At 67.7% G+C, this 20039-nt stretch carries 11 protein-coding genes; 6 read left to right on the forward strand and 5 right to left on the reverse strand.

Annotated elements, in window-relative coordinates; genetic code table 11:
- The first annotated feature begins 6 nt into the window (after positions 1–6).
- A complete protein-coding gene (locus tag DB354_RS03370) occupies positions 7–390 on the forward strand; it encodes a VOC family protein (protein WP_107834010.1) in 384 nt (127 codons plus the stop codon).
- Between the two features lie 83 nt (positions 391–473).
- On the opposite strand, the gene DB354_RS03375 is transcribed toward DB354_RS03370, so the two are convergent.
- From DB354_RS03375 to DB354_RS03395, 5 genes are all read right to left on the reverse strand, one after another.
- A complete protein-coding gene (locus tag DB354_RS03375; protein WP_107834011.1) occupies positions 474–3743 on the reverse strand; it encodes a glycoside hydrolase family 2 TIM barrel-domain containing protein in 3270 nt (1089 codons plus the stop codon).
- 157 nt (positions 3744–3900) lie between these two features.
- Positions 3901–5022, reverse strand: coding sequence for a sialidase family protein (locus tag DB354_RS03380; protein ID WP_107834073.1), 1122 nt, complete (start codon positions 5020–5022; stop codon positions 3901–3903).
- Positions 5023–5084: 62 nt separating this feature from the next.
- Positions 5085–8195 (reverse strand): TonB-dependent receptor, encoded by a 3111-nt coding sequence (locus tag DB354_RS03385; RefSeq protein WP_107834012.1) that lies wholly within the window; start codon positions 8193–8195, stop codon positions 5085–5087.
- Positions 8196–8458: 263 nt separating this feature from the next.
- On the reverse strand, positions 8459–9553 hold the full coding sequence (locus DB354_RS03390; protein ID WP_107834013.1) for a substrate-binding domain-containing protein: 1095 nt from the start codon (positions 9551–9553) through the stop codon (positions 8459–8461).
- 64 nt (positions 9554–9617) lie between these two features.
- A complete protein-coding gene (locus DB354_RS03395; protein WP_107834014.1) occupies positions 9618–10505 on the reverse strand; it encodes a helix-turn-helix transcriptional regulator in 888 nt (295 codons plus the stop codon).
- A gap of 111 nt (positions 10506–10616) precedes the next feature.
- Here DB354_RS03395 and DB354_RS03400 point away from each other — a divergent pair, with 111 nt between their 5' ends.
- Genes DB354_RS03400 through DB354_RS03420 form a run of 5 tightly spaced genes read left to right on the forward strand, consistent with a single transcriptional unit; the run spans position 10617 to position 20027 of the window.
- Positions 10617–11645 (forward strand): PTS fructose transporter subunit IIC, encoded by a 1029-nt coding sequence (locus DB354_RS03400; RefSeq protein WP_107834015.1) that lies wholly within the window; start codon positions 10617–10619, stop codon positions 11643–11645.
- Positions 11642–11938, forward strand: a complete 297-nt coding sequence (locus tag DB354_RS03405) for a PTS fructose transporter subunit IIB (protein WP_107834016.1) — start codon at positions 11642–11644, stop codon at positions 11936–11938. The genes DB354_RS03400 and DB354_RS03405 overlap by 4 nt, the downstream gene beginning before the upstream one ends.
- 31 nt (positions 11939–11969) lie before the next feature.
- Positions 11970–14498: a phosphoenolpyruvate--protein phosphotransferase gene (gene ptsP, locus DB354_RS03410; RefSeq protein WP_146180092.1), complete on the forward strand. Its 2529-nt coding sequence runs from the start codon at positions 11970–11972 to the stop codon at positions 14496–14498.
- A 28-nt stretch (positions 14499–14526) separates the two neighbouring features.
- Positions 14527–18843: a glycoside hydrolase family 38 C-terminal domain-containing protein gene (locus tag DB354_RS03415; RefSeq protein WP_107834018.1), complete on the forward strand. Its 4317-nt coding sequence runs from the start codon at positions 14527–14529 to the stop codon at positions 18841–18843.
- Positions 18843–20027 (forward strand): HupE/UreJ family protein, encoded by a 1185-nt coding sequence (locus tag DB354_RS03420; RefSeq protein WP_233256542.1) that lies wholly within the window; start codon positions 18843–18845, stop codon positions 20025–20027. The genes DB354_RS03415 and DB354_RS03420 overlap by 1 nt, the downstream gene beginning before the upstream one ends.
- Positions 20028–20039: the final 12 nt, after the last annotated feature.

Here is a 20039-nt window from a genome sequence, read left to right on the forward strand (position 1 = left end):
TCAACCATGCGAATCGAACACGCGGCGATCTGGTGTGCCGACCTGGAAACGTTGCGCCGCTTCTATGAGGCCCAGTTTGGCGCCATCTCCGGTCCGCGGTACGACAATCCCACCAAGCAGTTCTCGTCGTACTTCCTGCGCTTCACGTCCGGCGCGCGACTCGAGCTGATGCAGCGGGGGGACGTCACCCGTCGCGCCGAGGCGACCGTGCAGGGCCCGGCGCACCTGGCTTTTGCCGTGGGCGCTGAGGATGAAGTCCGGGCGACGATCGAGCGTCTCCGGCAGGCCGGCGTACCGGTGGTGGGCGAGCCGCGCCGGACGGGCGACGGCTACTTCGAAGCGGTGGTGACAGATCCCGAGGGCAATCTCATCGAGATCGTGGCCGCCTAGGAGCGGCGCCTAGTCCAGGACCGCCGGTCGACGTCGACCGGACCGGGGTCCCTGGCGGCCCCCCCCAAGACCCGGGGCGTTGGCTACTCGACCCGCTGCCGGGCAACTTCGCCCAGGTCTTCGCCCCCGCGCAGCACGCGGAGCCGATACTCGTAGGCGAACGGCGGCTTGGTCAGGCGGAACTCGGGGTGGGGCAGTTCGCCCCAGGAGTTGTCGCCGCCGAGGCCGCGCTGGTGCCAGTCGAGGTTCAGGCTGACCGTGCGCCGATCGGGCATCAGGTAACGGTAGTGGTGCTCGTTGTGTGTCGCGCAGAACAGATCGTCCGCCGTGTAGTGGAGCGCGTTGGCGCTGAGGAGCGGCCGGCCCACCGCCAGGATGCCCCGACCGGACGCGTCGGTAAGCGCAATCCAGCGCACCGCCACCTTGTTCCCGGTCTCCTGCGGCTTGATGTAGTCGAAATACTGGTCCCGCACGCGCCCCGAATAGAGGCCCACGCGGGCGTCCTGGCGGTCCCAATACGTCTCCTGCGGTCCCTTGCCGAGCCAGGTGAGCTGGTCGAAACCCTCGCGCAGCACGGTGTTCATGCCAAAGCGGGGGACTTCGCGGAATGGCGTGGCGCCTTCCTCGAGCGCGGCGCGCACGAGAATGTCACCCGAACCAAGTACGGTCCACGTGAGGCGGTAGGGGGCGCCGAAGGCGCCGATGACGCCGGTGGCCGAGAGGGTTACCCGGTCCGCCCCGGCCGGTTCGGCGCGGACATCCGTGGCCGTCCAACTCTCATGCGCGCGGCGCCAGGCGGTGAGGATGAGTCCGCGGCCCTTCGGATCGAGCGGGCCGGCCATCCGGTTGCCGCGATCATTGTCCGTCGGGGCACGCCAGAAGTCGGGCCGCAGCGGCTGCTCAAGCAGCTCAACGTCGCCCGTGCGCAGCGAAACGAGCAGTCCCGTGCGGCGATCGAACGCCGCACTGAAACCGGAACCGCTGACGCGGAACTCCGGGACTGATTCGACGAGCGTGAGCGTGCCGCGCTGCCTCGGGGCCGCTGCGGCGGAGGCCGACCAGGGCAACTTGAACTGCTCCCAAGCCACCTCGTGACCCGCATCGGCCCAGACGGTGGCGGTCTTCAACTGGAAACGAACCTCGAGGAAATACTCGGTGCCGGGTGTGGGCGTCACGGCGGGCAGTGGGATGGTCACCCCCTGGCGGGCGCGAGGGGCCAGTTGGATGCCGTCGAGCCGGCCCTGTTGCAGCGGTCGGCCGTCGGCGGTGACGCGCCACTCCGCCGTGAGCCATTGCTCGGCGGGGAGAAAATCGAACCAGTTCTGGAGGACGACTTCGCCCTTGGTGAGGTCGCCCGCCGTCATCTGGATCGGCTGGTACACCTTCTTCACCTCGGCGAGTCCCGGATGCGGCACCCGGTCGGCCGAGATCAGACCGTTGGCGCAGAAGTTGCCGTCGGACGCGATGTCGGCCGGGCCAAACGTGCCGCCGTACGCGAAGAAGGTGCCGAGTTTCGGATCCAGCGGGAGCGACTTCGGGTTTTCCAGCGACTCGAGCTTGCGGCTGGCGGGGACGGGCGTCCGCAGGCCCTGGTCAACCCAGTCCCAGATGAACCCGCCCTGCAGGTGCTTCTGCCCTTCATAGATCGGTCGCCAGTAGGCCCAGATGTCGCCGTTGCTGTTGCCCATGGCGTGGGAGTATTCGCACTGGATGAACGGATGCGCCTGGGCGGTGGCGGCGTATTTTAGGGCGGTGTCGGGACGCGCGTACATCGGGCACCGGATGTCGGTGACCTCGCATTCATGGTCCTGTTCGTACTGCACTGGCCGCGTGGCGTCGTGGGCCTTCAGCCAGCGGGCTGTGGCGCGGAAGTTGTCACCGAAACCGGCTTCGTTCCCGAGGGACCACACGATCACGGACGCGTGGTTCTTGTCGCGTTCGAACATCCGGGCCGTGCGGTCGAGATGGGCTGGGCCCCAGGACGGCACCTTCGCCAGGGTCTTTTCGCCGTAGCCCATGCCGTGGGATTCGATGTTGGCCTCATCGACCAGGTACAGGCCGTATTCGTCACACAACGCATACCAATCGGCGACGTTGGGGTAATGGCAGGTCCGCACGGCGTTGATGTTGTTCTGCTTCATCAGCCGGATGTCCTCGATCATGCGGGCGCGCGTCACGACCTGCCCGAGGTCGGGATCCCATTCGTGACGGTTCACCCCGCGAATGAGCGTGGGCATGCCGTTGACCAGCAGCCGGCCGTCCTTGACTTCGACGCTGCGGAAACCGACGCGCCACGGGATCGACTCCAGCATCTGCCCGCTCTGCGCGTCGCGCACGTTGAGGACGAGGGTGTGGAGCGCGGGAATCTCCGCGGACCATTTCTGGGGCGACGCGACGGGGTGGGCAAAGTGGAGCGAGGCTGTGCTGCCCGCGGCCACCTTGGCCGTGCCCGCCGGACCGCGGAACAATTCCGCCCCGTTCGGCGCGATCAACGCCGCTTCAAGCGCGACTTCGCGCGCGCTGGCGCTGGCATTGCGAAACTCCGTGTCGACGATGAGCTGCGCGTCGCGGTACGACGCGTCGAGGGGCGTCTGCACCCGGAAATCGCGGACGTGCACCGCCGGCGCAGACCAGAGCGTGACATCGCGGAAGATGCCGCTGAGCCGCCAGAAATCCTGGTCTTCCAGATACGAGCCGTCGCACCAGCGGAAGACCTCGACGGCGAGCAGGTTCTCGCCCGGCTTCAGCTGGGAGGTGACGCGGAAAGTCGCCGGCGTGCGGCTGTCCTTGCTGAAGCCGAGCTTCTCGCCGTTGAGCCAGGCGTAGAAGAACGAGTTGACGCCGTGGAAAGTGATGAACACCTCGCGCCCCGCCCATTCCGCCGGCACCTGAAACGTGCGGCGATACGAGGAGACGGGGTTGTACGTCTCTGGAATCACCGGCGGCGTCGTGGTTTTCCACGGGTAGGCGACGTTGGTGTAGATCGGGATGCCGTAGCCCTGGAGTTCGACGTTGGCCGGCACCGGGATGGTCTTCCACGCGCGGTCATCGAAGTCGGGGCGCCAAAAATCCGGGACGCGTTCGGCGGGCTTCGATACCCAGTGGAATCGCCAATCGCCGTTGAGGGACTGCTCCCAAGGCGACCGTGCGTTGGCGACGCGTGCCAATGTCTCGGCGGGAAACCGCGCCATCGTGGCGAACGGTTGCTCCACGCCTTCGTGCAGACGGGTCTCGTCCTGCCACTCCGGCCGCGAGCTGCCCGTATTGGCTTGGGCCGCGGCGACGGCGAACAAGGCTGAGGCCAAAGTCTGGCCGGCGAAGCGTGACCAGAGGGGGAGGGGAAGCGGAGGCATGATGATCTGTAGACGAACGTAACGCGATTATGGGCGCGGGAATTCGGATATTTAGCTGGATCGCCGCATCCGAAGCCGTGAGCCATCGCGAGGCTTCCATCTGCTCGTCGGCGCGTCCAGCCAAGTCGATCACCAAGCGCCGTGGCGCCGTGACCGCTTACTCCGGTCTCAAGCGGACGCGCGCAAAGGTGATCCGCTCGTACGGCTTCTTCTCGCCGCGTTCGTACAGGCAGCCGACGGTGGTCTCGTCGAGCGGCACCAGGCACGAGTAGGCGGAGGGGCCCGGGTGGAGGACGGCGAGTCTGCGCCAATTTTGCCCGTCGTCGCTGCTGGTTTGGACGGTCATGTTCACGCGCTTCGTGTCGGCGGGATTGGAGAAGACCAGCCGCCTCGCGGCGTCGTGGCGGACAAGGCTGGCCTGGCAGACCGGTTCCACCAGCGCCGGTGCATCCTTGACCGGGGTCCAGGACTGCCCGCCGTCGGCGCTCGTCGCTTCGGCCCGGCAGTGCCGGCCACGGTTTGAGCGCATGTTCATCAAGAGCGTCCCGCGGCCATCGAATAGCTCCGCCACCTGGCACTCGTTCAGGCGTGGTCGGATTGGCTCGCTGCGCCGCCACGTCCGGCCGTGGTCGTCAGAGTAGAGGGCGTGCGAGCCGCTGCCATTGCCCTTCGGCTCGGCGGGGGCGGCGTAATTGTGATCGCACGGGATGACGAGTCGACCGGCGTGCGGGCCGGACTTGATCTGGATGCCGACGCCCGGCCCAGTGGCGTACCATGTCCACGAGGGATCCTTCGCCGCGTCGGTGATATCAATCGGCTTGGTCCAGGTGACGCCGTGGTCCTTTGAGGAGAGGAGCCAAACCGTCCTGGTCCCGACACTGCTGCGGGTGACGATCTCGCGCTCATGGTCCTGTCCGAGATTATGCGTGGTGAGGAGAAATAGCGTCCCGGTGGACTCGTCGAGGACCGGGCAGGGATTGCCGCAGGTGTTGGCGCCATCGTCCCAGACGACCTGCGCCGGGCCCCAGGTTTTGCCACCGTCGGTGGAACGCTTCTGGAGGAGGTCGATGTCGCCGGTGTCCGAGCCCGATTCCCGCCGACCCTCACAGAAGGCGAGGAGGTCGCCATTGGCGGCGCGAATCACCGCGGGAATCCGGTACGTGTGGTAGCCGTCCCGGCCCGATACATACACGTCGGCCTGTTCGACGACTGCCGCACGCGAGGGGAGTGCGAGGGTGAGGAGGGCGAGGAGCGGGATGCCGCGAAGCAGACGGTTCATGGTCACGGAGGCGAGGCGCGAGGCAAGGTGCATGGGTGATGCGGTCGGACGGGGGGGAGGGCTCAGAAGCTGCCGCGGATGCCGAAGGTGTAGTAAAAGCCAAGTTCCTGCAGCCGGTTGCCGCGCGCGTACTTTGGCGTGTTCGGCGCGTAGCGTTCAAGGTTCTGCACGAAGCCACCCAGATCGCTCACCGACACGTAGACCGAGTAGCGCTTGTTCAGGCTGTACTGGCCGTTGATCCCAATGCGAGTCCGCTTGCCCTGGTAGGTGTAGGTGTCGGCGGGGATGCCGTCGGCGGCGCTGACGGCCACGAGTGCACGCCGGGTGTCGCCCAGGTAGCTGATGGTGCCTTTGATGAAGAATCGTTCGCGCACGAGGCTGATCCCGCCGGCGAAGGTCTCGGGATTGAAGCCGGTGAAGTCGGCGGTGTTGCTGCCGGTGATTTCGAGCTTCGTGGCATTGACGAACACCTGGAGGCCGCGGGCCCAGCGCGGCAGGAAGGCCAGCGACTGCCGGTAGCTGAACTCAACGCCCTGGACCTTGGCGTCGCCGACGTTCTCGCGGGTCGAGATGTCGTAGTCGAGCAGCGTGGGGTCGTTCTCGAGCCCGTACTGCTCCAGCAGTTCCGGCGTGGCGGGCGTGATCACAACGCCGAAAAAGTTCTTGATGTCTTTGCGGAACACCCCGACCGAGCCGAAGCCGTCCTTGATCTGGTAGGACTCGAGCGAGAGGTCGTAGCTGTCCGCCGTCCACGGCTTCAACGCGGGATTGTTCACCGTGATCCGCGGGTTCGCCACGTCGGGCTCGGAGATGGTCAGACCGGGAATGATGAAGCTCGTGTTGGGACGACCGATGGTCTGGGCATAGGCGGCGCGGAGAACGAGGTTCTCGGTCAGGTTGTAGCTGGCGTTGAAGCTTGGATACACGCCGTCGTAGTTGCGTTTGGCCCGGGCGCCGCGCTCGACGTAGCGGAGCTGCCGCAGCGCGAGCGGATCGGTGGTGATGAGCACGCGCTTGCCGGCGGCGTCGCGGACGAAGGAGCCGTCGGGGTTGCGCTTATACTGGGCGTTGATGTCGTTCAGCGGGCCGCTGCCCTCGATGGCGGTGTGTTCGTACCGGGCGCCGCCCACGAGCCACAAGCGGTTGTTGAGCAGGCGCAGGTCGGCCCGGATATAGCCGGCCGAGACCGTCTCGGTGAACTCGCGCGAGCTGGTCACCTGGTCCTGGTGGACCTGGGCCGGGTCGAGGACGAACCAGTCGGGATGGGCGCGGAACAGGTCGTACATTTTGACCTGGCTGATCCAGCGCACCTGCTTCCCGTACATGTCGGGCGAGGCCGCGTTGTATTCCTCGTCGAACACGTCGAAATTGCGCGCCAGCCGGGAGGCGACATCGGTCTTTCCGTTCGGCCGGAAGTTCCAGCGCCGATAATACCCGCGGCCATCGCGATTGGTCCGGTCCAGCGCGGAGCCGAGCTTGAGGGTGAAGGGCACGCGCCCGTTGAAGTCGCGGCCGAGGTCGGCGCGGGCGCTCATCGTGTGCACATTCCAGTCCGACTGGTTGGTACTGCCCCAGGTCAGAGCGTAATTGCCGCCGTCGTAGATATCGACGGGTTTGCCGGCCCGATCGGTCGCGCTGTAGCTCATCGGAATGATGCCACCCGAGCCGGGAATGCCTTCGCCCCGGAGGACGACATTGCTGAGCTCGGCGGGGATGTTGTTGAAGAAGCCGAGTTCGTTGTCGGGTTTGTCGGACGCGGAGGTGGAGAACGAGCCGCTGACGTCGGCGCGCCAAGTATCGCCGCGGTGTTTATATTTCAGCGTGTAGTGCTTTGTTTCGGTGAGCACGTCGACGTTTCCGCCGCTGCCGTTCATGGTGACCTTGCCGACGCCATTCGCCGCGCCCTGGGTGTAGTTCTCGCCGCCGGTGGCGCCAGTGCCGTAGTCAAAGGCCAGCACGTTGCGGGTGATGAAGAGATCGTATTTCCGATACTGGAAACTGGCGGAGAGGAGGTCCCGCGGGCTCAGCCGCCAGTCGAAGCCCATCTGCCCGGAGAGGGTCTGAAAGACCTGGGCGAGGCTGTTCCACTGGCTCTGGCGCTGGTACATGCGGACGATGTCCCAGACGGCGACCTCGTCGGTCACGTCGCCGTGTTCCATCGGCTTGTGGCGCCAGGTCCGCCCGCCGCCCAACGTGATGGCGAAGTTGCGCGAAAGGGGCTGGCGATAATTGAAGTCGAAGGACGGTTGGACCCAGGTGGGGCTGGTGGCACCGGTGTGGGCGCGCACCCCCGGCTTGAAGGTGATGCCATCACGGTTGTGAAACATCGTGTAGACGTTGAAACCGAACCGCCGCTTCTTGGTCTCGAAGCCGCTGCGGCTGATCAGGTTGACGGAGCCGCCGAGTCCGCTGGCCGGCATGTCGGGGGTCGGGACCTTCGTGACCTCGACGCGGGAGATGTTGCTCATCGGGATCTCGCGCAGATCCAGCGACCGGGTGTCGCCGTTGAAGGAGGTTGCGACGGAACCGCCGTCGATGGTGAGGCCGGTGTTGTTGCCGGGGAAGCCGCGCAGGGAAATGGAGCTGGCTTCCGAGCCCGAGGTTTCGATGGAGACGCCCGGGAGGAAGAGCAGAAACTCGCCGATGTTCTCCGTGCCGCGATCACCGAATTCGTCGATGGCCACGACGTTCTTGATGTTGGCGGAGTTCCGTTGCTCGTTCATCGAAATGGCCTGGGCGCTCATCTCGCGATCCACCACGACGGTAAACGTGTCGAGCTTCACGGTCTCGCCGTCGGCGCCATAGGCCTTCGCCGTCCCGGCGCGCGCCAACTCGATCTCCCGTTGCACCGTGCCGCCGGGTGGCACCTGAACGACGATGGACTGCGGCGCCATGCCCACGTAAGTGACGGTCAGGTGGTTCTCACCCGCGGGCACGTTCGTGAATCGGAATGAGCCGGTCTCGTCGGTGATGGCCTCCCGGTTGGTGCCGCCGAGCGCCACGCGGGCGTTCACGAGGGCGGTGGCGCTGGTCGCGTTGAACACGCGGCCTTCAACCGCGCCGGTTTGCGCCGACGGCGTGGAAGCGGCGAAGCCCAACACGGGCAGGAGGAGAAAGTACAGGATGCGCCGGACGGCCCGAGCAAGACGGGAAAACGAGGTCAGGGGTGACATGGGCTTTGGTTCAGGCGTTGGCGTGAGCCGATGAATTTTGATCAAGGCTAAGGTCTGCGCTGCGCGCGGCAGACCGGTGGGGCAGGGGCGGGGGTGACGATCCCCGGGTGAGGCGGCGACACGCTGGAAACTGCCGTGGCCCGGCAACAGTCGAAACCAGTGGTGTCGGAATCAGACCAGTCGCGTCTGGTTCGTCAGACCGTGATCCCCCCGGGGACGCGCGTGTTGCGCCCCCTTGCGCGGGTGCCCGCTTGGGCTCGATGTCAGCGGATGGCGGACGGACCCGGCCCGATGGTCGCGCCGGCGATGTACTCCGGCATCAGCTGCACGGCGCGCTGGGTCACCGTCCCGTGTTCCAGCAGCTCCAGCACTGCCTGGAGCAGCGTGCGGGCGAACGCACGCGGGCTGGCCACGTAGCGGGCGGGCGCGGGGACGAGGAAGGAGAGAAAGGGATCTTCGTCGCGGGAGATGAGCGAGATGTCCCCGGGAATCCGCCGGCCCAGCTGCGTGAGGCACGTCGCCACCGTCAGGTAGTGGTAGGCGTTCGCGACGACGAGGGCGGTCGGTGCCGGATGCTGCGCGAGCATCCGGCGGAGCAATTGCACGATGCCCGGCACGGTGGCGTCGTGGTGGTGCACTTTCGCCGTCGCGTCGCTGTGCTGGGAGCGTGCCACACCTTCGATGAAGCCGGCTTCGCTCTCGATGTCACCGGCCAGCCGGGTCTTCTGGGCGACCAACGCGAGGTGGCGATGTCCCTGGCTCAACAGCACGCCGGCGGCGTGGCGGCAAAGCGCGCGGTGGTCGAGATCGCGGAACGGCAGGTCCACCCCTGCGTGGCACGAACCTGCGATCAGACACGGGATATCCCGCCGCGCGAACCACTGCTGGCAACCCGCGCTGGCGAGCGCGAGCACCCAGCAGCCGTGGTGGTGCTGACGTACCAGCTTCTCGAGCGCGGCGGCGGGATTGGCGCGGAAATACTGCGCGCCGTGGAAGATGTGCAGCTGGCAGCCGCGCTCACCCAGCATCGCGCGGAGCTCGTCAATCCAGAGGGCCTGCGTGGGGCGCAATTGCTCCACCGGCTGCGGGGTGAGCAGCGCGACATCACGGGCACGCAGGCCGCTCGGCGCCTCCGGCGTGGCCAGGACGCGGTTGCCGGCGCCATGCTCGGGCCGGATGTCTCCCTCCTGGTGCAGCTGCGCGAGGGCGCGGCGGAGCGTGCTGCGGCTGACCTGCAGCATCTCGCACAACGAGCGCTCCGGCGGCAGCCATTCCACCCATTGTCCGGACGAGATCTGGCGTCGGATGCAGGCCACGGTCTGGGCCACCAGCGAGAGGCGTTGGGGAATGCGGTCCACGCGCCGACTCAACGGGTCCGGCGGCGCGCCGCAATCCGGGAGTTGCCGCGCGCCTGCCCGCGCGTCAGTGCGCGGCGGCAGGCCCGGACGGGGCGACGGGAGCGCTGTGGCGGTAGTCAGACGGTGTCATCCGGGTGCGCTGCTTGAACACCCGGCAGAAGTAGGCGGCCTCGCTGAACCCGCACCGGGCGGCGACCTCGTCGACGGTCTGGTGGTGGTGGCGCAGGAGGTATTTGGCCCAGTTGAGCCGCACGTAGGTGACGTAGGCGTTGAACGACACCATGCCCTCGCGTTTGAAGAGCCGGGAAACGTGGGGCGGCGAGATGTTGAAGTGCTGCGCCACGGCATCCCGGGTGAGCGGCGACTGGAAGTGCTCCTGCACGTACATGCAGATGCTCTCGTAGAGGTTGGCGGTGCGTCGGCGCGGTTCCGGCGCCGCGGCGGTAAGCGCGTGCAAGGTTGCGCGCAGCAGGGCGTCGACGAGTGGCGGCGCGGCGTCTCCGCCGGTCCCGCGGAGCGCGAGCAGGGCGTGCATGATGTTGCGCGGCGCCTCCTCGATCGCGCCCTGGAGCACGGCCTTGGCCACCTGCGGGTGTCCGGCGGCGTCGTGCGTGACCAGGCTGAGCCCGATCTGGTGGCGGCCAAACAGCACGTTCAGCGCGCGGCAGGGCGCGGTCGTCACCGGCCGGTTCCAGCAGTTGGCCGGGACGACGACCGCGTGACCGGCCGCGAGCCGCACCAGGCGGGCATGGCCGGCCTGTTCGATCCACATCGCATCGGTGCCGCCAAGCGCGAGGTACAGACGGGGAAAGTGCACGAAGTAGGCGAGGGCGGGTGGCGTGGTGGCGCCCGTCTCGGCGAAATGCACGGCCTTCACCTGGAGGCGTTCGCGGGCGCGTTTCAAGGCGGTGACGATGACTTCCTCGGGGCGCGTGATGGGCCGGCGGCGCATGCCCCAGCAGGTTACAATTCTCCAACGAATGCGATGGGATTCTAGTTGGTGCGGCCTGCACGCCTGTGCAATAGACACGGTGCTTCGCTGGCGCGGCCGCGCCGGAACCCCATGAAAGACGAACTCCTCAAGATCAAAACGTACCTGCTGAGCGGCGTTTCCTTCGCGATCCCGTTCATCGCGAGCGGCGGCATCCTGATCGCCGCCGCCATTGCCCTCGCCCCGATGGGACCGCACGGCGCCGACTTCAGCGCCAGTCCGAACCTCCGCCTCATCCTGACGATCGGTGAGACCGCCTTCCGCCTCGTGCCGGCGGTGCTCGCCGGCTACATCGCGCACGCCATGGCGGCCAAACCCGGTCTCGTCCCGGGCTTCGTCGGCGGTTTCCTGGCCAACGAGGTGAAGGCGGGATTCCTGGGCGCGCTCGTGGCCGGGTTATTGGCCGGGTACCTCGTGAACCTGATCAAGAAGCTGCCGGTGCCGGCCTGGCTCCGCCCCGTCATGCCGATTCTGATCATTCCCATCCTTTCAACGCTGGTGATCGGCGTGCTGATGCTGCACGTGCTCGGCGTCCCGATTGCCGAGTTGATGGCCAGCCTCAAGGTCTGGCTCGAGACCATGAGCACCGGCAACGCCGTCCTGCTCGCCGTCCTGCTTGGAGCCATGATCGCCTTCGATATGGGCGGCCCCGTCAACAAGGTCGCCTTTGGTTTTGCCGCCGGCCTGATTTCCCAGGGCAACGTTGCCATCATGGGCTGCGTCGCGGCCGCCATCTGCACGCCCCCGCTGGGCCTCGGGCTTGCCACGCTGCTCCGCCGCCGCCTCTGGAGCGAGGAGGAGCGTGACGCCGGCGGCGCCGCGCTCGCGATGGGCTGCATCGGCATCACCGAGGGCGCCATCCCCTTCGCCGCCGCGGATCCGGTCCGCATCATCCCATGCCTCATGGCCGGCTCCTCCGTGGCGGCCGCCGTCGCCATGACTGCACGCGTCGGCGACCACGCCCCGCACGGCGGCCCCATCGTCCTGCCCGTGGTCGACCATCGTTTCATGTACGTCGTTGCCATCCTGGCTGGCACCCTCGTCACCGCGCTCGCCGTCACCTTCGTCAAATCACGTCAAACGTCCTCTTCGTCGTCATGAACATCGTCGCAGTCACCGCCTGTCCGACCGGCATCGCCCATACCTACATGGCGGCCGAGAAACTCGAAAAGACCGCCAAGGCGCTTGGCCATCACATCAAGGTCGAGACGCAGGGCGCCATGGGCATCGAAAATGAGCTGACCGCCGCGGACATCAAAGCGGCGGACGCCGTGCTCTTCGCCGTGGATATCGAGGTGGAGAAGAACGAGCGCTTTGCCGGCAAGAAGGTGGTCAACGTGCCGGTCCAGCTCGCGATCCGCGATCCCAAGGGCGTGCTCGCGAAACTCCTCTGATCCACGCGTTCGTTTGGTCGCCGGTCCTCCTGTGGCACAGACCCTCCGCTTTGCCTTCCCCTTGCCCAACGGGCTGCATGCCCGGCCGGCGAGTCACTTTGCCGATGTCGCGCATCGTTTCGGTTGCGTGATCAGCTTCGTCAACGAGCGCAACGGACGCACGGCGGACGCGCGCAGCGTGCTCGGTCTGGTGGGCACGGCCACGCGGGCGAACGACGCCTGCCGGCTCGAACTTGCGGGTGGGGACGAGGCCGCTGCGGGCGCGGCGTTCCAAACGTTTCTGGCGGGAGCGTTTCTCCGCTGCGACACCGAGCTCGTGCCCGACGCCACGGAGCCGGGCGAGATTCTGATCCCGCGTTCCTTGCGCGCGGCCGGGCTCGAGACGTACGTCGCGGGCCGCGTGGCGGCGCGCGGGTTGGGCCGCGGTCGCGCCGTCTTGTCGGGCGGCCTTCGCATCCCCACGGACCTGGCGACAGGTGCGGCGTCAGATCCGGCCGCCGAAGAAGCCCGGTTTGACGAGGCGCTGAACCGCGTGGCGCTCGACCTGCAGCAGGAATCCCGTGCGGCGGACGGACCCGCCGCGGCGGTGCTGCGGGCGCACTTGGCGATCGTGGGTGACGCAACCTTGCGGAGCGCCGTGGTCGCTGGGATCCAGGGCGGTCGGCCGGCGGCGCACGCGCTGGCAGAGGCGGTGGCTTGGCAGCGGCAGATCCTGGGCGCCGCGGAGAGCGCCTACGTGCGCGAGCGGGTGATCGATGTCGAAGATGTGGCCGGTCGGCTCTGGGAAAGACTATGTGGTCCCGGCTATCGCCGGCCCACGCTGCGGCTGGCCGAGCCATCAATCGTTTTCGCCGAAGCGCTTTCGCCCAGTCAGTTCCTGGCCCTCGATCGCGCGCACCTGCGGGCGGTGGTCCTGGCCCGGGCCGGACAGACCTCGCACGCGGTGATCCTGGCCCGGTCGTTTGGCGTGCCGACCCTCACGGGCGTGGCGGACGCGGTGGCGCTGGGGCAGGCGGGCAGCGAGGTGATCGTGGATGCCAACCTCGGCATCGTCATCGCGGGACCGGACGCGCGCCTGCGGAAGTACTATGACGGCGAAGAGGCGAAGTATCGCCGGCTCACGACCAGGAACGCGGCGCAGCAGAACCGGCTGGGCGCCACGGCCGATGGCCGGCGGCTCGAGATCGGCGCCAACATCGCCTCCCTCGAGGAAGCCGCGGCGGCGTTCGCCCAGGGGGCGGAAGGGATCGGCCTGTTGCGGACGGAGTTGCTCTTCAGCGGACGGGACACCGCGCCCGACGAGGCGACCCAGTATGCCCTTTATGCCGGCGTGGTGACGGCGGCGGCCGGCCGGCCGGTCATCATTCGCACGCTGGATGCCGGCGGCGACAAACCCGTGGCGTTCCTGCCCCGGACGACCGAGGCGAACCCGTTTCTCGGCTATCGTGGGGCGCGGCTCTACCGCGAGCATGCCGACCTGATCCGCACCCAGCTGCGGGCGATCCTGCGCGCGGCTGCCCTCGGGCCGGTCAAGGTTCTCGTCCCGATGATCTCCAGCGTGGAGGAGGCGCGCTTTGTCCGCCAACTGCTCGGCGAGGCGCGGGCCGAACTGGTCGCGCGCGGCGAGGCCGTGCCGGAATCGATCCCGTTCGGCCTGATGATCGAGGTCCCGGCCACTGCGTTCATCCTGGATGAGCTCTGTGCCGAGGCGGACTTCTTCAGCCTCGGGACCAACGATCTCGCCCAATACTTTTCGGCCGCGGATCGGGAGAACCCTCGCGTGGCGGCGTTGCATGACCCGTTGCAGCCGGCATTCGTGCGGCTGCTGCGGCAGATCGTCATGCGGGTGCGCGCCCATGGCCGCTGGATTGGCCTCTGCGGCGAGATGGCCGAGCACCCCGCGGCCCTTCCGCTGCTCGTGGCGCTTGGCCTCGACGAGATCAGTCTGGCCGCCCCCCGCATTCCCGCGACCAAGGCGGCGCTCGCGCGGCTGGAGTATGCCCGGGCGGTTCCGCTGCTGGAGCAGGTGCTTGCCTGCGCGACCCGATCCGCCGTGGACCACGTGCTCAGCCATGCCGCCAGCAACGCCGAACCGCTGTTGCTTCCGGAGCTGGTCCTCAACGATGTGGTGGCCGCGTCCAAGGAGGAGGTCCTCCGCCTTGTGGCCGATGCCCTGCAGGTGGCGGGCCGCACCGACACGCCGGCGGCGATCGAGGCGGCCGTGTGGCGGCGGGAGGAGGCGTACTCCACCGGCTTCGGCGAGGGGTTTGCCCTCCCGCACGCGAAGACCGACGCCCTGCGCGCGAACTCAATCGTCCTCGTGCGGCTGCGCACGGCGGTCGAGTGGGGCGCGTTGGACGGCAAACCCGTCGACGTGGTGATCTTTCTCGGCATTCGCGCCAGCGACCATGCGCGCGAGCATCTCGCGACGCTGGCCCGGCTCTCCCGGTTGGTGACGCACGACACGTTCCGGGATGCCGTGCGGCAAGAGCGCGATCCCGCGGCGCTGCTCACCCTGCTTTCTCCCGCTGCCGCGCTACCCGGCAACCCAACTCCCTGAACGGTTACGCAAGTCCATTCCCCCCAACATGAGTATTCACGTCCCCCGCGTCCTCGGCCTCAGCATCCTCCTGGCTTCGACCTGTTTCGCCGCCGCACCCGTCCCGGGCGAAACGTTTGAGCGGGCGCCGGCGCGTCCGGTCGACACGGCGCGGGACCGCAATCTCTACGTCGTTGGTTACTCGCACCTCGATACGCAGTGGCGGTGGACGTATCCGCAGGTGATCCGCCAGTTCATCGGCAACACGTTGAAGGACAATTTCGCGCTGCTGGAGAAGTACCCCAACTACGTCTTCAATTTCAGCGGCTCGCGGCGGTACGAGATGATGGAGGAGTACTATCCGGCCGAGTTCGCGCGGTTGAAGGACCTCGTCGCCGCCGGGCGCTGGTTTCCGGCCGGATCGTCCGTGGATGAGAACGATTCGGTCGTGCCCTCGGCCGAATCGACGCTCCGCCATGTGCTCTATGGAAACGCGTACTTCCGCCGGCATTTCGGCGTGGCGAGCGAGGAGTTCATGCTGCCCGACTGCTTTGGGTTCCCGTACAGCCTGCCCACGATGCTGGCGCATGCCGGCGTGAAGGGATTCTCCACGCAGAAATTGACCTGGGGCTCGGCCGCCGGAATCCCGTTCAAGGTCGGCGTGTGGATCGGGCCGGATGGCAACTCGGTCGTGGCTGCGCTCGACCCCGGGGCCTACACCGGGCGCGTCCGGACCGATCTGAGCGCGAGCGAATCCTGGCTGAAACGTATCAATGCCACGGGCGCGCAATCCGGCGCGTTTGTCGATTACCACTACTTCGGCACCGGCGACCAAGGTGGCGCGCCGGACGAGGAGTCGGTTCGCTGGGTGGAACAGAGCATCGCGGGCAAGGGCCCCGTGCGGGTGATTCCGGCGAAGGCGGACCAATTGTTCCTCGACCTCTCGCCGGAACAACGGGCGAAGCTGCCGCAATACCGCGGCGAGTTGCTGCTCACGCAGCATTCGGCCGGCTCGATTACCTCCGCCGCCTACATGAAGCGGTGGAACCGAAAGAATGAGCTGCTGGCCGACGCGGCGGAGCGTGCCGCCGTCACGGCCGACTGGCTGGGCGCCGCGCGCTATCCCGCCGCGAAGCTCTACCGCGCGTGGGACCTCGTCCTCGGCTCCCAGATGCACGACATGCTGCCCGGCACGAGCGTGCCCAAGGCGTACGAGTTCTGTTGGAACGACGAGATTCTGGCCGCGAACCAGTATGCGGCGGTGCTCGAGCACTCGGTCGGGGGCATCGCCGCCGGCCTCGACACGCGGGCGCAGGGCGTGGCGCTCGTCGTCTACAACCCGCTGGGGTTCGCCCGCGAGGATGTGGTCGAGGCGGCAGTCACGTTCCCCGCCGGCGCGCCGGCGCACGTCCGCGTGCGGGCACCCGATGGCCACGACCTTCCGGTCCAGGTGCTGCGCCGGGACGGCAACACGCTGCACGTCGCCTTCGTGGCGGGGCTTGCCCCCGTGAGTTTCGCGACGTTTGACGTGACCGGCGCCGACACGGCCGCCGCCTCGGATGGCACGCTGAAGATCAGTGCGTCGGCTTTGGAGAACGCCCGCTATCGGGTGGCCGTGGATGCGCAGGGTGATATCGCCTCCGTCCACGACAAGGTCGCCAACCGGGAGCTGCTCGCAGGTCCTTCGCGCCTGGCGTTTCAGTTTGAACGACCCCGGGAGTACCCGGCTTGGAACATGGATTGGGAGGACCGGCAGAAACCGCCGCGGGGCTTTGTCTCAGGCCCGGCCCAGGTGAGGATCGTCGAGTCGGGACCGGTGCGCGTGGCCCTGGAAATCACCCGGGAGACGGATGGATCACGCTTTGTGCAGACGGTGCGGCTCGCCCGTGGCGGGGCGGGCGATCGCGTGGAGGTCGCCACACGCATCGACTGGCAGACCCGCGAGTCGTCGCTCAAGGCCGTGTTCCCGCTGACCGTCAGCAATCCCATGGCAACGTACGATTCGCAGGTGGGCACGCTCGACCGCGGCAACAACGAGCCGAAGAAGTACGAGGTGCCGCAGCACCAGTGGTTCAACCTCGACGCGCCGGATCAGAGCTACGGCGTGGCGGTGCTCAACGACTCGAAGTTCGGCTCGGACAAACCCGATGATGCGACGCTGCGGTTGACTCTGCTCTACACGCCAGCGACGCGGGACCGGTACCAGGACCAGGCCACGCAGGACTTTGGCCGGCATGAGATCCTGTATGCCATCACGGGCCACGCCGGCGACTGGCGGCGTGGACAGGTGCCGCAGAGCGCTGCGCGGCTGAATCAGCCCATGCTGGCATTCACGACGCCATCGCACCCGGGCGCGCTCGGCCGCGGCGTCTCACTCTTCCAAGTGACCGCGGAGAACGTGCTTCTGCAGGCCGTGAAGAAGGCGGAGCAGGGCGACGAGATCGTCGTTCGTTTCCGGGAGCTTTCCGGCACCGCGGCAAAGGGCGTGCGGCTCCGTGCCGCCGGCGCCATTGCCGCGGCGCGCGAGGTCGATGGGCAGGAGCGGCCGCTGGCCGGGGCGACGATCGACCACGGCGAGCTGGTCTTCGACCTGCAGGGCTACGGCCTTCGTGCTTTTGCGCTGAAGTTGGATCCGGCGAAGTCCCTCGTGACCCCGACGGCGTCGCAACCTGTGCCGCTGACCTTCACCGACGACGTGGTGAGCACCAACGCCAAGCGTACCGACGGCAGTTTCGACTCCGCCGGGCGCGCGCTTCCGGCCGAGCAGTTGCCCGCGACGATCGTGAGCGAGGGCGTCGAGTTCCAGATGGGCCCGACGCAGGACGGCCGCGCCAATGCGCTCACCGCCCGGGGCCAGCGCATCGCGCTGCCGGCGGGCTTCGATCGCGTCTACCTACTGGCGGCGGCGGACGGCGACACGACCGGCGTGTTCCGGATCGATGACCGCTCCACGGAGCTGCGCGTGCAGGACTGGACGGGTTACATCGGACAATGGGACAACCGCCTTTGGGCCGGCACCGTGCGTGAAATCGCGTTCAGTTGGTTCAACCCGCTCGCCGGTCTGGCTCCCGGCTTTAGCAAGCCCGCGACCGTCGCGTGGTACGCTTCGCACCGCCACAGCGCGCAAGGTGACGACCACTACCAGTACAGCTACCTGTTCAAGTACGCACTCGAGGTCCCGGCGGGGGCCAAGACGCTCACGTTGCCCGATAATCCGCGAATCCGTGTCCTGGCGATCTCGGTCGCGCGTGATGATCACGCGCAGGCCAAGGCCGCCACGCCGTTGTTCGACACGATGCGCGATCATCTGCCTGAAGCGCCTCGCGTGTCGCCGGCAGGTGGCACGTTCGATGATTCGCTGGCGGTGACGTTGCAGCCGCCGCTTTACTGGCGGCAGGGCGGCTTGCGTTACACGCTCGACGGCTCGAAGCCGACCGCGGCGTCCCCGGTCTACAGCGGCCCGGTAACCGTTCATCATGATGTCGTCGTGTCCGCCGCGGAGTTTGATGCCGCCGGCCGTTCCGGCCCGGTGGCTTCGGCCACCCTTCGGATCACCGACCGCACCGCGCCGCGCCTCCTCGAGGCTTGTGGCACGTCCACGAGCCCGCTGGTGCGGCTCACCTTCTCGGAGCCGGTCGATCCCAGCACGGCGGAGGTCGCGGCCAACTACGCGGTCAGTGGCGCCGAGGTGCGCGCGGCCAAGCTGATGGCCGATGGCCATACGGTGATGCTGACGCTCGCGGCGCCCGTGGCTGGTCCCGGCGACGTGACGGTGCGCGCGGTCCTGGACCGCGCGCCCACTCCGAACCGCCTGGCGGAACAGACCCTCAAGCTGCAGGTGGTTCGCCCGGTGCTTGTCCGCGAGGGCGCGGTCGCCGGCGGAAGTGAGGAGGTCGCCTTGCCCGCGGGCTTCGCGAAGCGCGGCCGGTCCTGGACGATCAACGGATTCGTCCGCACCGAGCAGCCGGTGGCCAACCGCACAATGCTGTTCGGTTTCGGCCGCCTGGACGTGAAGGGCCGCGACGGGGTCGGCCGGTATTTCGGCAACTTCGCCAACGGACTCCATTTTTGGATGGGCCGTCCGCGCATCGAACTGGAGAGCAATGTCGAGCTGAAGCCCGGCGTCTGGCAGATGCTGACCGCGACGTACGATGGCCGCACCTTGCGCATGTACGTGGACGGCCAGGACGTGGGCGCGATCGACACCGAACTCGGCAACGACGAGGACATGCTGCGGCTCGCGCCGCTGGATCCGTGGGACAACGAACGGAAGTTCAAGGGGCAGATTCAGCAGGTGAGTGCGTGGGACGGCGTCCTGTCAGTCGCTGCGATCGAGGTGCTCAAGGCGGCGGGACCGCAACGATGATGCGATTCGCGCATATCGCAGTGCGGCTGGCTGGGTACCGCCCGGTTCGTTCGGTGCTGGCGGTGCTTGGCCTGGCGCTCTTTGGCTCGGCTGCTGTCGCACACCCGGGATACCTGACCTCGGCCCGGGCGGTCATTGGCACCGAGGGCACGTGTCGCGTGGCGGTGACCTGCGACGTGCTGGCGCTCGCGCTGAACGATCTGTCGGACCGTGTGCCTGACCGGGCAATGCTCGAGTTGCTCGACGGCCCGCGGGCCGAGTTGGACCGCCAGTTGCAGGACGCGAGCCGGCGCTTCCTGCGGCATTCGCGGGTGCTGGCCGACGGCCGCGAGCTGCCGCTCGAGGCCGACCGGTTTCCTGCGGCCGCCGACCTGCTCAAACCCGGCGCGCCGCACCGCCTGCAACGCCTGCCGGTGCTCGCGACCGCCGAGTTCTCCTGCGTGCTGCCTCCGGGAACGCGGCAGGTGGCGTTTGAGTTTCCGGACGTCATTGGCGCCGTCGTCCTGACCGTGGAACGGCCCGGCGAAGAGGCCTACGCCGAGTCGGTGCCGCCGGGGACGCGCAGCCTGGAACTGCCGCTCGCGCTGGACGCCACGCGGTCGGCGACGGGCCGGCCCTGGCGGGCAAGGTTGGCCGGATACGGCAGCTATGTGCGACTGGGGTTCGTGCATATTTTCCCTCTTGGCCTCGATCATGTGCTGTTCGTGTTGGGACTGTTCCTGTTGGGCGGCCGGCTTTCCGGACTGTTGTGGCAGGTGACGGCTTTTACGGTGGCGCACAGTGCGACGCTCGCGCTGGCGCTCTACGGCGTGTTCAAGGCGCCGGATGCGGTGGTCGAGCCGCTGATCGCGGCTTCGATCGTCCTCGTGGCAATCGACAACCTGCGGGGAGGGGAGCTGCGGTGGTGGCGCGTGGCCGTCGTATTCGCGTTCGGCCTGGTTCACGGCATGGGCTTTGCCGGGGCGCTGCAGGAACTCGGGCTGCCGCGGGCCGAATTCGTGCCCGCGTTGGTGGGGTTCAATGCGGGCGTGGAACTCGGCCAGCTTGCCGTCATCGCATTGGCCTTCCTAGCGGTCGGCTGGGCGCGTGCGTGGCCTCGGTACCGGCGCTGGGTGGTCGTGCCCGCGTCGCTGGCCATTGGTGCCGTCGCGCTGTTCTGGACGGTTGAGCGCGTGATCGCGTAGTTGCCCGCTGGA

The sequence above is a fragment of the Opitutus sp. ER46 genome, from assembly GCF_003054705.1.
Taxonomy (GTDB): Bacteria; Verrucomicrobiota; Verrucomicrobiia; order Opitutales; family Opitutaceae; genus ER46.

Bases quoted from the DNA above. Each gene is read 5' to 3' on its own strand.
- DB354_RS03370 (WP_107834010.1), top strand. From the start codon at position 7: ATGCGAATCGAACACGCGGCGATCTGGTGTGCCGACCTGGAAACGTTG.
- DB354_RS03375 (WP_107834011.1), bottom strand. From the start codon at position 3,743: ATGCCTCCGCTTCCCCTCCCCCTCTGGTCACGCTTCGCCGGCCAGACT.
- DB354_RS03380 (WP_107834073.1), bottom strand. From the start codon at position 5,022: ATGAACCGTCTGCTTCGCGGCATCCCGCTCCTCGCCCTCCTCACCCTC.
- DB354_RS03385 (WP_107834012.1), bottom strand. From the start codon at position 8,195: ATGTCACCCCTGACCTCGTTTTCCCGTCTTGCTCGGGCCGTCCGGCGC.
- DB354_RS03395 (WP_107834014.1), bottom strand. From the start codon at position 10,505: ATGCGCCGCCGGCCCATCACGCGCCCCGAGGAAGTCATCGTCACCGCC.
- DB354_RS03400 (WP_107834015.1), top strand. From the start codon at position 10,617: ATGAAAGACGAACTCCTCAAGATCAAAACGTACCTGCTGAGCGGCGTT.
- DB354_RS03405 (WP_107834016.1), top strand. From the start codon at position 11,642: ATGAACATCGTCGCAGTCACCGCCTGTCCGACCGGCATCGCCCATACC.
- DB354_RS03415 (WP_107834018.1), top strand. From the start codon at position 14,527: ATGAGTATTCACGTCCCCCGCGTCCTCGGCCTCAGCATCCTCCTGGCT.
- DB354_RS03420 (WP_233256542.1), top strand. From the start codon at position 18,843: ATGCGATTCGCGCATATCGCAGTGCGGCTGGCTGGGTACCGCCCGGTT.